This window comes from Clostridium sp. (assembly GCF_051278035.1).
Classification (GTDB): Bacteria; Bacillota; Clostridia; order Clostridiales; family Clostridiaceae; genus Clostridium_AD.
Genome location: NZ_JBNMNU010000103.1, coordinates 1 through 15,614 on the forward strand (window position 1 = coordinate 1; position 15,614 = coordinate 15,614).

The 15,614-nt window shown below is 30.9% G+C and carries 14 protein-coding genes, 1 tRNA gene and 1 rRNA gene; 9 read left to right on the forward strand and 7 right to left on the reverse strand.

The annotated features are described in order from the left end of the window. The 3 genes from rrf to ACJAX4_RS14945 all read left to right on the forward strand — a co-directional run. Positions 1–85: ribosomal RNA gene (rrf, locus tag ACJAX4_RS14935) — 5S ribosomal RNA — on the forward strand; the annotation flags it as partial. Positions 86–91: 6 nt separating this feature from the next. Further along, positions 92–167: transfer RNA gene (locus tag ACJAX4_RS14940), tRNA-Lys, on the forward strand. Between the two features lie 140 nt (positions 168–307). Next, a complete protein-coding gene (locus ACJAX4_RS14945) occupies positions 308–1,480 on the forward strand; it encodes a mechanosensitive ion channel family protein (protein ID WP_435790256.1) in 1,173 nt (390 codons plus the stop codon). A gap of 120 nt (positions 1,481–1,600) precedes the next feature. Here the strand turns inward: ACJAX4_RS14945 and ACJAX4_RS14950 are convergent, their stop codons facing one another. Continuing rightward, complete coding sequence (locus tag ACJAX4_RS14950; protein ID WP_435790269.1) at positions 1,601–2,812, reverse strand: Nramp family divalent metal transporter; 1,212 nt, start codon at positions 2,810–2,812, stop codon at positions 1,601–1,603. A 497-nt stretch (positions 2,813–3,309) separates the two neighbouring features. Here ACJAX4_RS14950 and ACJAX4_RS14955 point away from each other — a divergent pair, with 497 nt between their 5' ends. The 4 genes from ACJAX4_RS14955 to ACJAX4_RS14970 all read left to right on the forward strand — a co-directional run bounded on the left by ACJAX4_RS14955 (position 3,310) and on the right by ACJAX4_RS14970 (position 7,997). After that, positions 3,310–3,891: a TerD family protein gene (locus ACJAX4_RS14955; RefSeq protein WP_435790257.1), complete on the forward strand. Its 582-nt coding sequence runs from the start codon at positions 3,310–3,312 to the stop codon at positions 3,889–3,891. Positions 3,892–3,910: 19 nt separating this feature from the next. Next, positions 3,911–4,489, forward strand: coding sequence for a TerD family protein (locus ACJAX4_RS14960; RefSeq protein WP_435790258.1), 579 nt, complete (start codon positions 3,911–3,913; stop codon positions 4,487–4,489). Between the two features lie 66 nt (positions 4,490–4,555). Then, positions 4,556–5,161, forward strand: a complete 606-nt coding sequence (locus ACJAX4_RS14965; RefSeq protein WP_435790259.1) for a TerD family protein — start codon at positions 4,556–4,558, stop codon at positions 5,159–5,161. 85 nt (positions 5,162–5,246) lie between these two features. Then, positions 5,247–7,997, forward strand: coding sequence for a calcium-translocating P-type ATPase, PMCA-type (locus tag ACJAX4_RS14970; protein ID WP_435790260.1), 2,751 nt, complete (start codon positions 5,247–5,249; stop codon positions 7,995–7,997). Between the two features lie 100 nt (positions 7,998–8,097). On the opposite strand, the gene ACJAX4_RS14975 is transcribed toward ACJAX4_RS14970, so the two are convergent. The 5 genes from ACJAX4_RS14975 to ACJAX4_RS14995 form a co-directional block, all read right to left on the reverse strand. Continuing rightward, positions 8,098–8,961: an HAD family hydrolase gene (locus ACJAX4_RS14975; RefSeq protein ID WP_435790261.1), complete on the reverse strand. Its 864-nt coding sequence runs from the start codon at positions 8,959–8,961 to the stop codon at positions 8,098–8,100. Between the two features lie 49 nt (positions 8,962–9,010). Beyond that, positions 9,011–10,150, reverse strand: coding sequence for a cysteine protease StiP family protein (locus ACJAX4_RS14980; RefSeq protein WP_435790262.1), 1,140 nt, complete (start codon positions 10,148–10,150; stop codon positions 9,011–9,013). Positions 10,151–10,172: 22 nt separating this feature from the next. Next, complete coding sequence (locus ACJAX4_RS14985) at positions 10,173–11,501, reverse strand: phosphoribosyltransferase family protein (RefSeq protein ID WP_435790263.1); 1,329 nt, start codon at positions 11,499–11,501, stop codon at positions 10,173–10,175. Then, a complete protein-coding gene (locus tag ACJAX4_RS14990; RefSeq protein ID WP_435790264.1) occupies positions 11,455–12,537 on the reverse strand; it encodes an HpcH/HpaI aldolase/citrate lyase family protein in 1,083 nt (360 codons plus the stop codon). Before ACJAX4_RS14990 ends, ACJAX4_RS14985 begins: the two co-directional genes overlap by 47 nt. Before the next feature lie 220 nt (positions 12,538–12,757). Next, on the reverse strand, positions 12,758–13,576 hold the full coding sequence (locus tag ACJAX4_RS14995) for a lysostaphin resistance A-like protein (protein ID WP_435790265.1): 819 nt from the start codon (positions 13,574–13,576) through the stop codon (positions 12,758–12,760). Between the two features lie 224 nt (positions 13,577–13,800). On the opposite strand from ACJAX4_RS14995, the gene ACJAX4_RS15000 reads away from it, so the two are divergent. Together ACJAX4_RS15000 and ACJAX4_RS15005 are read left to right on the forward strand one after the other, a co-directional pair. Continuing rightward, on the forward strand, positions 13,801–14,460 hold the full coding sequence (locus ACJAX4_RS15000; protein ID WP_435790266.1) for an AIM24 family protein: 660 nt from the start codon (positions 13,801–13,803) through the stop codon (positions 14,458–14,460). Positions 14,461–14,472: 12 nt separating this feature from the next. Further along, positions 14,473–15,303: a TerD family protein gene (locus ACJAX4_RS15005; RefSeq protein ID WP_435790267.1), complete on the forward strand. Its 831-nt coding sequence runs from the start codon at positions 14,473–14,475 to the stop codon at positions 15,301–15,303. 58 nt (positions 15,304–15,361) lie between these two features. On the opposite strand, the gene ACJAX4_RS15010 is transcribed toward ACJAX4_RS15005, so the two are convergent. Beyond that, positions 15,362–15,614 (reverse strand): YceG family protein (locus tag ACJAX4_RS15010; RefSeq protein WP_435790268.1); only part of this gene is annotated, 253 nt, incomplete at its 5' end.

Here is a 15,614-nt window from a genome sequence, read left to right on the forward strand (position 1 = left end):
TCCCATACCGAACAGGTAGGTTAAGCTTCAATGCGCCAATGGTACTGCAAGGGTGACCTTGTGGGAGAGTAGGTTGTCGCCAGGTAAACATGGTTTACTAGCTCAGTTGGTAGAGCACATGACTTTTAATCATGGTGTCCGGGGTTCGATTCCCCGGTAAGCCACCAAAAAAAGCACTTCTTTATGAAGTGCTTTTTTTATTTGTGAATATATTAATAAGAATTTATTTTTTTACATAATACATTGAGAAAATACGTGATTTAGATTAGAATGATATATACACATAAGAAAAAAGGAGTGTGATTTTTTGTTCCAATCGATATTAGATTTTTTCACGGAAAACGATATTTTAAATAATTTCATATACTATAAATTTAAATATGTAGGAATAGCTATTGGAGTTTTTGCATTATTTGCATTATTAAAAAAAATATTTGCAAAATATGTATTTAAAATAATATTAAGACTTGCTGATAAAACAAGATTTGATGCAGATACAAAAATAGTATCTGCATTTGAGAAACCTGTAACTAATTTTTTTGGTATTTTAGGATTTTATTTTGCCTTTAAAATACTAACTATGGCATATAATATAATTAATATACCTACAATAGATAAGGTTTTTAGTTCTGTTGTTGTAATTTTAATTTCTTGGGGATTATATAATCTTACTGAAGAATCTTCTTTACTATTTGAAAAAATGCATAGAGCATATGATATAAAGGTGGACAAAATATTATTTCCTTTTATTTCAAAAATATTAAGGTTTACATTAATAGCATTAGCTATCAATGTAATTGCTAACATATGGTCAATTCCTATTCAAGGATTCATTACAGGGCTTGGACTAGGAGGTTTGGCATTTGCACTAGCAGCTAAAGATGCAGCAGCGAATATTATTGCAGGTATTTTTATAATATTAGATAAGCCTTTCACTATTGGCGACTGGGTTAGCATTGATAATTTAGAAGGAACTATAGAAAGTATCTCTTTTAGAATTACTAAAATAAGAACTTTTGATGAAGCGATAATAACAATGCCTAATTCAAAATTAGCTAATGAACCTTTAACTAATTTTAGTAGAAGAGGTAAAAGAAGAATATATTTTAATTTAGGAGTAACTTATGGAACTTCTAGGGACAAATTGAAGAGTTGTGTAGACAATATTAGAAATATGATAGTTAACCATCCACAGGTTAACAAGGAGACTATTTTTGTTAGATTTGATAAATTTAACGCTAGTAGTTTAGATATTTTTATATATTTTTTCGCTGATGCAACAGAACTAAGAGAATATTTAAAAATAAAAGAAGATATTAATTTTAAAATAATTGAAATTTTAGAGCAATTAGGAGTTTCAATGGCGTTTCCAAGCACAAGCATTTATGTGGAAACTTTACCTAATAAAGAGGAAGAGGAGAAATTTAAATTAGGAGACAGCTTTCAGGAAAATACACTAGAAAACGATGATAAGGAATAAAAGCTCAAGGGTCTCGTTCTATAGAGCTTTTCCTCATTACAAAACAACATAATTTTGGAAACAACAATAAAGGAATTGGGCAGTATATTCAGCCCAATTCCTTTGTTTATATTAGTAAATTTATAATATATAGCTTAGTAATAGAATTATGTAAAGTGCAGTTACAATTAATCCAATAATCCAAAGAGCAATTTTATCAAATCTAGAGTTTGCATACTTGCCCATAACATTTTTAGAAGAAGTTAAATATATTTGAAGAAATATAGTTATAGGTAGTTGTATACTTAAGAGCATTTGTGAGTAGATTAGACCTTTAAAAGGTTGTGATATAAAAAATATAATTATGGCAGCGCCAACTAAAGTAATTCCTACTCCAATTTTAGTATGTATATTATTAATGTCATAAGGTTCACCAAATATTCCTGCAAAAATACTCCCACCAGCCATACCTGCAGTAACTGAGGAGGCAATTCCAGCAAATAGTAGAGCTAAAGCAAAAACCACGGATGCTGTATTTCCAAGTAAGGGAGTGAGCATTTGTTGAGCCTGACTAAGTTCAGTAACGTTAATTTTTTGTGTAAAGAAAGTAGCAGCAGCAATAAGTATCATAGCACTATTTATTGCCCACCCTATGATCATTGAAAAAAATGTATCCATAAATTCATACTTCAATTGTTTTTTAATAATAGTTTCATCCTTTAGATTCCATTGACGACTTTGAATTATCTCCGAATGTAAAAATAAATTATGCGGCATTACAACGGCACCTAGTACACTCATTATTATTGGAATAGAGCCTGTAGGAAAAGAAGGTTTAACCCAGCTTATCATGGCTTTTCCCCATTCTATATGCACAAGACATAATTCGTAAATAAAGGATATTCGTATTATAGAAACAAATCCAATAATCCATTTTTCTAGCTTTTTATAGGAATTTGTAAATAACATCCATGAAATTAAAATTAAAACTAAGACGGTCCCTAGTTTTATAGGTATGCCAAATAACATGTTTAAAGCAATAGCACCACCAAGGAGTTCTGCAAGGGCGGTAGAAACTGCAGCTATAACAGCTGATCCAAGCACAAATTTGTTTAATTTCGGGTTTAAAGTGGAAGTAGATGCTTCTGCTATACAATTACCTGTAGCAATTCCAAGATGGGCCGCATTATGCTGAAGAACAATTAGCATAATAGTTGAAAGGGTTACCATCCAAAGTAGAGTATAGCCATAACTGGCGCCAGCGGCGACATTTGCGGGCCAGTTACCAGGGTCTATGAAACCTACAGTAACAAGAAGGCCTGGTCCAATATATCTTATGAAGTCTAATGCCATAAATTTAGGTTTATGATCATCTTTTAAAAGGTTTTTAATAGTTGGTAAATTCAAGCTAACACATCCATCCTTTATTATTATTATACAATATAATATGTATTATTTAAGTAACACTATAATATATTGAAATAAAAATAGCAGTAAATTGTTTTCAATATAGATTGTTTATCTGCAATTTTAAATTTGCTATTTTAAAATTGTTCACTAAAAATATACATAAAAGTAAGTGATAATTAACTACTCAACCTAGTGTTTAGTGTAAAAACATGTTATACTGATAATAATGATTGTTGCTTTATTGGAGTTTGATTATGCTATATAATTCAAACTAGAGTAAAGCTTTTTTAAAAATGTAAGTATAAAATGATTATTGTCTGAATTTTTGGAAATAATTAATAATAGACATTTAGTAATCAAAATCAATTATTTGAGCACTATATAATATACTATAAAAGTTTAATATAGCCACTTTAGTGGCATCTTAGGAGGAATGTATCATGGCAATTAGTTTAAAAAAAGGACAAAAGGTAGATTTAACTAAAACTAATCCTGGTCTTACTAACGTTATTGTTGGGCTTGGGTGGGACACTAATAAGTATGATGGGGGAGCAGCATTTGATTTGGACGCAGCAGCTTTCTTAGTAGGCGCAAATGGAAAAGTATTATCTGATAATGATTTTATTTTTTATAATAACCCAAAGGATTCGTCTGAATCTGTAACACATTTAGGAGATAATAAAACTGGTGAGGGTGAGGGCGATGATGAACAAATTAGAATTGAACTAAACAAAGTGCCAGCATCTGTTGAAAAAATTAACTTTACTGTAACTATTCATGAAGCGGTGGAGAGAAGTCAGAATTTTGGACAAGTATCTAATGCCTTTATAAGAATTTTAAACGAAAATAGCAATGAAGAATTAATTAGATATGATTTAAGTGAAGATTATAGTATTGAAACTGCAGTTGTAGTAGCTGAATTGTATCGTAACAGTGGTGAGTGGAAGTTTAGTGCAGTTGGAAGTGGATTTGAGGGTGGACTAAATGCACTTTGTAGCAACTTTGGAATTAGTGTAAACTAAAAATTAAGGAGGAATTATTATGACAATTAATTTAAATAAAGGACAAAAAATTGATTTAACTAAAAGCAACCCTAGTTTAAAGAAGGCAATTATAGGTCTGGGTTGGGATACAAATAAATATTCAGGCGGTGGAGATTTTGATTTAGATGCTTCAGCCTTTCTAGTAGGTGCAAATGGAAAGACAAATAATGATCTAGATTTCATATTTTATAATAATTTAGTTCATACATCAGGAGCGGTTACACACACTGGGGATAATTTAACTGGAGAAGGTGAAGGAGACGATGAACAATTAATCATAGAATTTTCTAAAATACCTTCAGATATAGATAGAATAGCAATTACAGTAACCATACATGATGCAGTAGCTCGTCAGCAAAACTTTGGTCAGGTTTCGAATGCTTTTGTTAGAGTAGTAAATGAAGATACTAATGAAGAAGTTTTAAGGTACGATTTATCAGAAGATTTTTCAGTTGAAACTGCATTAGTTTTCTGTGAAATATATCGTAATAATGATGAATGGAAATTTAGTGCAACAGGAAGCGGTTTTCAAGGTGGCCTATCAGCACTTTGTAAAAACTATGGTCTTGATGCATAAAGTAATATGATATTTTGAATTAATTAGTGGAGTAATTACACTAGATATTTGAAGGAGATGTGAGAAATGGGTATAAATTTACAAAAGGGTCAAAGAATTAGCTTAACAAAAGAAAATCCAGGCTTAAAAAAAACAATGGTAGGTCTTGGATGGGATGCTGTACAGCAATCATCTAAGGGACTTCTTGGAGGACTATTTGGAGGCAAGCAAGCAGAAATAGATTGTGATGCGTCAGTACTTATGTTAGATGAAAAAGATAAACTAAAAGGTAAAGAAAACTTAGTCTATTTTGGTAATCTAAAAAGTAAATGTGGAAGCATTCAACATATGGGAGATAATCTTACTGGAGCTGGAGATGGTGACGATGAGCAAATTATGGTTGATTTATCAAGTTTGCCTCAAAATATAGTCAAGCTAGTTTTTGTTGTTAATATATATGCTGCGGCTCAGCGTAAACAACATTTTGGAATGATACAAAATGCTTACATACGTTTAGTAAATATTACGGATAATAAAGAAATATTTAAATTTAATTTAACAGATGAGTATTCTGGTAAAACCGGTCTATTTGCCGGTGAACTTTATCGTAACAGTGGTGAATGGAAATTTATGGCCGTAGGAGAAGGGGATTCTTCATCTGGATTAGGTGAAATGATAAAAAAATATCAATAGATTAATGATATAGAAAATGATAAGTTATCATTTTCTATATTTTATTGTAAAAGAAAATTACAAAAGTCATAGAAGGGTGGTTAATATGAAATACTTTAATGAAGAAAGCTCAAAAGTCTTAGGTGAGCTTAAGGTTGATAGTAGTAAGGGCTTATCTAGTTCACAAGTTAAAGAGAGGCTAGAGGAGTATGGTACTAATGAATTTACTAAACAAGAGAAAGGTTCTATCTGGGACAGTGTTAAAGAAGCAATAATTGAGCCTATGATGTTAATACTTTTAGTCGCAGCTTTAATAAGTGCATTAGTAGGGGAGTTTGCAGATGCTATTGGTATAGTATGTGCGGTAGCTATAGGAATTAGTATAGGAATATTTACAGAAGGAAAATCACAAAAGGCAGCAGATGCACTTTCAAAAATGACAGAAAATATAGAGGTAAAAGTATTACGTAATGGGAAGATAGTCCAAGTAAATAAAATTGATTTAGTACCTGGAGATATAGTTTCAATTGAGACAGGGGATATGGTTCCAGCAGATGGAAGACTTGTAAATACTATAGATTTAATGACTAGAGAAGATATGCTTACAGGAGAATCAGAAGACGTAAGCAAAGAAGCAGAAACTATAATAGAAATGGAAAATATAAAAGGTAAAGATAAAAATATTGTACAAGATCCAATTCCTGCAAAGCAGCTGAATATGGTTTTTGGTGGAACACTCGTTGCCTACGGTAGAGCCAGCTTTGTAGTTACATCTACAGGGGATAAATCTGAAATGGGTGAAATAGCTAGAAATCTTGTGGAAAGTGATTTGCAGACACCGCTCCAAGCAAAGCTAGGAGATTTAGGTGGAAAGATTTCAAAAGTATCAAGTGCTATAGCTGCTGTATTATTTATAGTTATGATTGTAAAGATGGTTTTAGCTAAAACTATATCACCAGACACTAGTGGTGTATTTGCATTTTTAGAGTCTGTTGGACCAATAAAAACTGCTTTTGTAGTATGTGTTGCACTAATTGTAGCAGCTGTTCCAGAAGGACTTCCAACAATGATAAATATGACACTTGCAATAACTATGCAAAAGATGGCCAAGATAAATGCTCTTGTTACTAAAAAGGAAGCCTGCGAAACAATAGGTTCTGTAAGTGTAATATGCTCAGATAAAACAGGTACACTTACTCAAAATAGGATGACTGTAGAAAAGGTTTATTTGAATGGTAAATTCAGAGAAAGAGATGAATTAAGCGATAGTAATAACTATTTTATAGATAACTGTCTTGTAAATTCAACAGCAGATATTGAAAAGGATGATTCAGAAGTTAAATATTTAGGTAGTGCAACAGAATGTGCTCTTCTTTTATACAATGATGCTTGCGATTATGTACAACAAAGAGAAAATGCAACCATAGCTCATCAAATTCCATTTAGTTCAAAGAACAAGAGAATGAGTACTGTTATCGAAGAAGAAGAAGGTTCCACAGTTTTAACAAAGGGAGCCCCAGAAATCATTCTAGAGTTATGTAAATATGAACATATTAATTGCGTTGAGAAAGAGTTAAATGCAGCTAGAAGAAAAGAAATATTAGACGAAATTGAAATACTTCAGAAAAAATCTATGCGAGTACTTGGATTTGCTTATGGAAATATAAGTGAAGAGGTAGCAATTGCATCTGAGCAGGGCACTTTGCATGATGATTTAGTATTTACAGGATTCGTAGGAATAAGAGATCCTCTAAGACTTGATGTTAAAGAAGCCATTGAAACTGCTAGAAAAGCAGGGGTTACTACAAAAATGCTTACAGGAGATAACATTAATACAGCTATTGCAATTGGCGAAGAATTAGGCTTACTTAACGGTAAACATAGGGCAGTTGAGGCTACTTATATAGATACATTATCTGAGGAGGAGCTTAGACAAGAAATAACTACTATTTCAATAGTAGCACGTTCAAAACCAAATACAAAAATGAGAATAGTTGAAGCACTTCAAAAGAATGGAGAAGTAGTTGCTGTAACAGGAGATGGAATAAATGATGCCCCAGCTCTTACAAAAGCAGATGTAGGAATAGCTATGGGTATAGCTGGAACTGAAGTTAGTAAAAATGCAGCAGATATAATATTAACAGATGATAGTTTTGGTACTATTGTAAAAGGAATTAAATGGGGAAGAGGTATTTATGAAAACTTCCAAAGGTTTATTCAATTCCAGATAACAGTAAATATTATTGCTTTCTTAACAGCAATTTTATCTGTAGTACTAGATTTCCAAATGCCATTCACTACAATACAACTATTGTGGGTAAATATTATAATGGATGGTCCACCAGCACTATCGCTTGGACTAGAGCCAGTAAGAGATGCTGTTTTAAACAGAAAACCTACAAATAGAAATGCCAGTATTATAACTAAACAAATGATGAAGAGTATGATTTCCAATGCACTATATATAACATGTGTTCTTATGATCCAGATGCAATTTGACATATTAGGAACTGGTTTCCCTCAAAAAGGGGTTACAGGACCAAATGAAATGCAGACAGTATTATTTGCATTATTTGCTTTTAGTGCATTATTTAATGCTTTTAACTGCAGAGAATTTGGAACGGATAGTATTTTTCCGAGTCTTACAAAAAATACTATATTTTTAAAGATAATTGCGGCTACGGCAGTAACACAAATATTTGTAACGGAAGTATTCGGAAAATTCTTTAATGCAGTGCCACTTAGTATTACTATGTGGATAAAGATAATTGTTTTATCTTCACTTGTAATAGTAGTGAATGAAATTGTAAAATTAATTATGAAAACTTTCACAAAGCAACATGAAGAAATCGGATAAGAATCAGAAGGATAAATAGCAGCTTAAAAAAATTCACATTGTTGATTTTAATCAACAATGTGAATTTTTAATGTTTAAAAGTTATATACTTAAAATTAATTTAAATAGAAATGCATTCATGTTGTGTAATATCCTTAATTTCGTGAAACTTTTGATGTACAATATCTAAGATTTCTTCACCCGCATATATACCAGATTCCTTTGTAATGTAGACAGTGTCAGAAAAGGTTTCTACAGGAGGGCTGCGTAACAATTCTCCATGCGCAGGAATTATACCATAAGTTGAATTTTTTATTAATGGGTAGTCCAGTAGAGAATCTCCAGCAGATAACAAGGTACTTATATTTTCGAGCTTCATTATATATTTTATAGGGTCATATTTATTTATACAATTTGGTACGATATATACCTTCTTACCTTGTGTTGATACGCTATAATTATATTCTGCGCAAAATGAGCGCAATACTTCAAGATAATTTAAATCTATATGTCCTTTAGAAATATCATTAGCAAGTTTGTCCTCATTTATAATAGAATATATAAACAAATCTTCACAGGTTTTATATGAATTCACAAAATTCATTTGTAAGAAAAAACTGCACAATTCTATCATATCTTTAACAGATACCAATCCTTTAAGGTTAGTAGAACTTATGTCTGACCAACCTTTAAGTTCTATTCCATCCTTAAGTATTATACCGCCATTGGCCACAATAGCATATTTAGGTTTTATTACATTATAAAAGTATTTCATCCGCTTATATTGATCAGGAGATCTTGTGGTAACAGGTATAAAAAGCATACTTTCATTTATATGTTCTAGTTTATGTTGAATGGAACTGGTGATAAAGCTGCAATTGTTATTATTATAAAAGTCTACTGGAAAAAGCTTATCTGAATTTATTGTGTGACAATATCTTGTAGAATATATAAGCGTACTATCAAGGTCTGAGGCAAATATCATATAAACACATCCTAACGATATCTAGTATACTTGCTTGTACACTGATTGATTATATATCTTCTTTTTCTTTTGATTTAATAATGCCACAGCAGGAGTAGCACATATCTGTATATATTTCTACGGGAATGCTCTTTTCCTCCGCCAGCTTTAGTATATGTTTTAAATTAGGATTATTAAAGGAGTCAATTAATATTTTCCAAGGAATACGCCTGAGAAGTACCCTTGTGGTTTCTCCAATTCCTGGTTTTATAAGATTAATATTATTAATGTTAAATTTCTCTTTAATACTTTGTATATCTTTAAGCCCTTTGCAGTTTAAAGAAGTAGAAGTGAAATCTATATCTGTAGCAACTTCAGAAGCGTTTTCCGTATTTACAAGTGAAGATAAATATTTCTCATCTATATCCTTAAAGCAGTCACATATTTCATCTATATAGAAATTAGAAACATCTACAGGCGCGAGTTCACTATAGAACTTAGCACCATGAAAATCATCTTTGCCGATATACTTATCGTTAAGTACAGTCCTACTTACAAGACCTGATACTGTAGAATTAAGACAAGCACTTGGAATTAAAAAATCTTCTCTTGTGCCATAAATAAGAGTGCAATAAGCGGGGTCAGATAAGACTGCTAAGTTAGAATTTAACGTTATATTAAAATCTTCATAGAGTTCTTTGCAAGCTTTTGTTAATGTATGTTGAATAACACCTTTGCCTGTCCACCCATCAATGAATTGTATATCTGAAGAGTGGTGATTCTTAAATATATGCATAAGTGCATTTTTATCTATACCTTTATCACGTATTATAGAAATACCGTAATGAGCAGGAGACACGTTGTACTTAAATTGCATATATCGTTTAATTAATATTCCAATTGGAGTTCCGGCTCTAGCAAGGGAGACCAAAACAATGTTTTCATCTCTTGCAGCTATAATTTTATCCGTTAATATAGCCACTAGAGTAGCTAGCTTAATTTTTGAACCTTGTAGGGTACTGTAGAAAATATCCATATATTCTTTTGAAGGAGTATATTCTATTGGTAACATTTCAGAATAATGGGTTCCACTTTGTATAGCAGTTTCTCTAAATTCATTATCTTGTTCTACTATAAGGTTTGAGATGTCTTTAAGAAGAAATATAACATCTTCCTTGGAGTAGCTTCCCGAAAAAGTACGTTGATTCATTTATTTACACCTCTTTTTTGTATTAGCCTTTCCAGCATACGAATATTATAGATTTTATATGAAAGCAAGTAAAAATTCTATTTAACTCTTCTTTTTTATCTTTGGTTAAAGGTTTTTCAGACAGAAAAAATACTTGCTCATAGAAATTATCAGGTATATTGTAAATGTAGTTAGTTATAGTTTCATCCTCAGGGCTTTGAAAAGCAACCTTGTTTTTGTTACCATAACAATCTATGTTTCTAGCGTGGACAGGGCTTCTTGTAGTTGATTGAAAATATACGTTATCTCCTAGCATCGCGCTTATACTACAAGGAAAATATATAAACTCTCCAGTTCCTATGCAAAGACAATTGCCTGCAGTTCTATCTTTTTTTAAAATATTAGCTATGGATTTAATTTCTTTGAGAATCCCATCATTATCTTCTGAATTAATTCCAAATCTACCCGTGTGTTTGGAATAACCGTCAATACTTTCGGTTATTTTAAAAACGTGTTCTTTGAATGGAATTAAGTTAGCAGATGGCGATGGTATAATTATATCATCGCTAACAATATTTTTTGATTTACTACATTTAATATCTCCTTTTAAAAGGGAACATACTCTAACACTACTATTTTCGTCGTCTTCAAAGATTTTATGGCTAGTAGCATCGCGCCAGTCTAGAATAGATAAAATTCCAAAATATTTCCCGGGAAGACATTTTATTAAATTTAATGCAGATTTGCCTGTTGTAAGTTCATCGTCTACTAAAACTATATCCTCAAACTCGTTAAAAAAGTCACTATTAAATGGAAAAAGAGAGTGCTCAACAGCGTGAGAATGTTCTTCGTTAAAAAACAGCGCTGGATTTATAGAAGTTATTTTTTCACGTGTAGTATGAATATATGAAGCATTTGAGAAATTTTGAAATACTGCTTGAGCAAGACCTGTAGCAGTTTCTGCAAAACCTATAAAAAGAGTTTTATTCGCAAGCTTTATAGGTTCTTTTGCATTATTATGTAAAGTTTCAATGTTTAAATTACCTTTGTTATGAGATATATCTGAGGAAACAAGTTTACGTACTAATTCAGTAGTGGGATAATTCGCTTCTTCTTCTCTTTCATTAATCCAAAGACGGGCTAAAATATCACCAATAATTTCAAGGGTATCCGGAATCATTGGCATATGTTTTCCAATAACCTTACTTACAAACAAAAAATCTCTCTTTTTATTTTCTCTAGCTGACATAGTAAAAAGGCTTGAAGCAGGAATATTACACTTATTTTCATTAATGTTAAGTGAAATTTGTAGACTGTTATCTATATTATAATGAATTGGTGCATTGCAATAAGTCTCTGTAAGATTTTCCATCTTCATATACCCCCATTATTTTAGCTTTTAGTAATATTTCTTTTGCCCATTTTTCATGTGGTTTTATTTCATTCATTTTATTTGCGTAATTGCTTTTTATTACGCCATCAAGTGAGGAATTAATAATATTATATGCATCTATATAATTTTCTTTAGAAACCACCATAATAGAATTTACTACGTTTACTTGAGTGGGATGTATGACGGTTTTACCAGTTAAACCATTAGTTCTATCTAAAAGAGTCTCATTAATAAGAATATTATTGTGAAAATCTAAAACTTTACTATAATATTCATAAACTACTCCAGAGATAACATAACCATCTATTCTAAAGAAGTTAATTATATCAGTTATACAGTCTTTTACTACAGCTAAGTCATATATGGTATATTCTCTACCTCGCCGAAGGCCAAAAATGCCAGAGAAATCTGTGCCACCAAGTCTAATGTTTAAAACATATTCACTATAATAATCTATTATATGTTTTATCTTATTAAGCTCATCTATTCGGGTTTCCTTATAAATTATGCCAGGACTTTCGAGTATTGGCATTGCGTATAGAGTCCTTTTATTGGATTTATTATATTCTTTTAGTGCATACAAATATTTTTCTCCAATCTCAGCATCAAACTTAGGAAATACAAAACCACAAAGGCCTATCAAAGAAGATTCATTTAGTAACTTATAAAGTTGATCAATGTTTCTAACTCTAATAAAAATAAGAGGTAGACTATCAATAAAAGAATCGTTATCTTTCAAACGAAGGTCTATACTCCTAAAGAGATCAATAATGTTATTTCCAGCTTGTACAACTTGACTTGAGGATATGGAATCTTCCATACATATAGTGATAGTGTGAGTACCTGAGCTCTTACAAGAAATGATATCCTTTAGTAAATCTTTCCTTGTAGCTGGCATATACAAACATGCTCCTAATGCATAGGAGAGTTCTTCTTTTGAAGAATATAAGCCATACGAGGAAGGATTCATATAAAATATATCTTGTGAATTATTAATATAACTAAAATATCGCATAATTATTCTCCATATTATTCTCCATTTATTAAATTAATCAGTATATAAAAAAATAAATACTAACTGTAATATATCATTATAGCATAGTTGTATACTTAATTACATATTAACACAGGGGTTACTGAATATTGAATAAGGTATTTAAAATAAAAAAGGTAAAGCACATTGGGCTTTACCTTCTTTATATATCAGAGACTATAATTATTTATTTTATTGCACATTAAATTTGAGTATAAAGAGTATCATTAGTTATTTTTTTAGTATTATTTTTGAATAGAATAATTAATGATAATGTGGTTATAATTGCTCCAACAATTAGAATCGCTAGATAATAACCATTAGCACCGCTTAATATAATTGGTAGTATAATAGAACCTAATAAATTATACATTACGTGAAATAATATAGGAGCAAAGATTGATCCGGTTTTATCATATATTATAGCTACTACTGCCCCCATAATGAATGCATAAATCCCCTGAAGCATATTTCCATGTGCTATAGCGAATATGAGACTCTGAAGAATTATAGCTATAACTATATTTAAGTGGGTTTTTAATTCATTATATATTAACCCTCTAAATAAAACTTCTTCTAATATAGGTATAATTAAAACAACCGAAATAACACCTAATACAGAGCTCATATTTGATTCTATAGCTGCACTTGCTTCATTATAACTTGGAAATATATTTATAAGTATATTTACCAAACTGCTGGAGAATAATGATAGGCCTAAAGAAGATAATGCTATTATTAAAGAGATTTCAAAATTTATTTTTTTGAGTTTACACCTGTGAAATAGGTTGATTTCTTTCTTTCTAAACATTAGCACATAAATTCCAAAAGTTATGATTGCTGCAGCAGCAGTTAACGTAAATACATTTTTCAATATTGCTGCGTTGAATGAAACTGCATTTAAGTTACCTAAATTTGATATTCCATAAATAATTGCATATATAAATGTACATACAAATGTAGTAAGTATATAAACCATAAAGTATAAAACTATTTTTCCAAACATTTTCAAGTATTTCATATTACCCCCTTAGATAGTTGAACTTTTTAATAGTATATATTTAACATATTATAACACGGATTACATTTTTGTAGTTAAGATTCAGTGCTAAACATGCCCACTATATCTATTAACACATAATTAACAAAATAATGATATACTTTATACATAGAATTTTAAAATTTATAAGAAGACTATATGATGTCGATTTAAATGCATTATAAATATGAAAGGGGTTAATAGGTATGTTTAATTTTAAAAATCACCAAGAGCTTACTTGTGTCGCTGAAGGAGACGGTCAATTTTTTGCGAAATTAGGTGCTATGGTGGCGTACAAAGGTAGCTTTACTTCCGAAAAAGTATTACTGGATACAAATAACACTGGAAGTATATTTAAATCTGTTATGAACTTAGCCGCTAGAAAGGTTACAGGAGAGAATGTTCCTATAATGAAAGTAAAAGGTACAGGTAGTTATTATATGGCAAACAGAGCACAACATATTAGTATAATCACGCTAGGCTCGGGCCAGAGTATAGGAGTTGAAGGGGAGAATTTACTTGCTTTCACTGAAGACTGTAAATATGGCATTAGGTTTATGGGTTCAGGGGTAATATCTCAAAAGGGCATGTTTACATCAAATTTAACAGCCATAGGAAATAATGCTGAGGTGGTAATAACTACAAACGGAAATCCGATTATTCTACAAACCCCCTGCGTAGTAGATCCTGATGCAGTGGTGTGTTGGACAGGCTCTGACCCTCAGTTTAAAGCGGATGTAAGTTGGAAAACTTTTCTTGGGCAAACATCTGGTGAATCATATATGTTAGAATTTAATACTAAGGGAGAAACTGTAATTATTCAACCTTTTGAAAGACCTTCAGGAGTTAAAGTTTCAATAGATTAGGAGGTATCTGCTTTGGCTATAAGTGTAGATAGTAGTAATAAAAACATAACATCACAAAAGAAACAGTATGGAAATTTGTTTGTTGAGACCAGTATTAGACCAGAAAACAATTCTAAAGTAGTAATGGGAGCAAAAGGGAACACGAACGTGCATACTAATGAGTGTACAAAGAATGCACAAACTAATAGCAATATTGAGGACAAAACAAATGCTGCATTAAAACCAAATAAAAAAATTGAAAAAAGAAAAATTGTCGATGTAACAACTAGCATTAATCTTAAAAAAGGGCAAAAACTTAACATAAATGAAAATGCAAAAAATCTTTCGAAATTAATAGTAGCATTAGATTTTAATATATTGAAAAATGGAAATAATGAATTTGATTTAGATGCATCTGTATTTATGGTAGACGCAAGAGGCACAACAACAGAAAAAGATTTTATATTTTATGAAAACACTAACAGTAATTGTGGTGGAGTAGTTATTAAGCAAGATCATAATACTACACTTAAAGATGCTTATGATGAGTGTATTCAGTTAGATTTAAATCTAATACCGGAAGACATTGAAAAATTAGCGTTTACCACAACTATATATGAAGCAAAAGAAAGGCTTCAAAATCTTGGACAATTATCTGAGGGATATTTTAGAATTATAGATAGTAACACAAAACAAGAAATTTTGAGTTATAAATTTGATGAAAAATTATCTATAGAAACGGCTATGGTAGTAGCGGAGATATATAGATATAAAAATGAATGGAAGATTAATTGTATAGGTAGTGGATTTAGAGGAGGACTTGAAGCGCTGTGTAATAATTACGGAATAGAGACCACAGAGTAATTGAAAATAACAAGTCAGTATGATATTTACTGACTTGCTATTTATATTTAGTGCTTAACTATTTAAAATTAAAAATATTAGATAAAAAACCTTTCCCTTTTTCTTTAGTGTATTTTTTCTCATCGTCAAAATTAGGTAGGGGTAAATTGAACTCTACTTGTTCTAATTTATGAATATCATAAAATTTCTCATTAATTTTTCCTTCTATGTTATTGTAGCCAGTAGGAGTAAGTATTGTAATATCTAGTCCAAATAGGTTTAAGAAACATAGCATAATTGAATCTTCATCACTAAAAACACTTTCAGTGTTA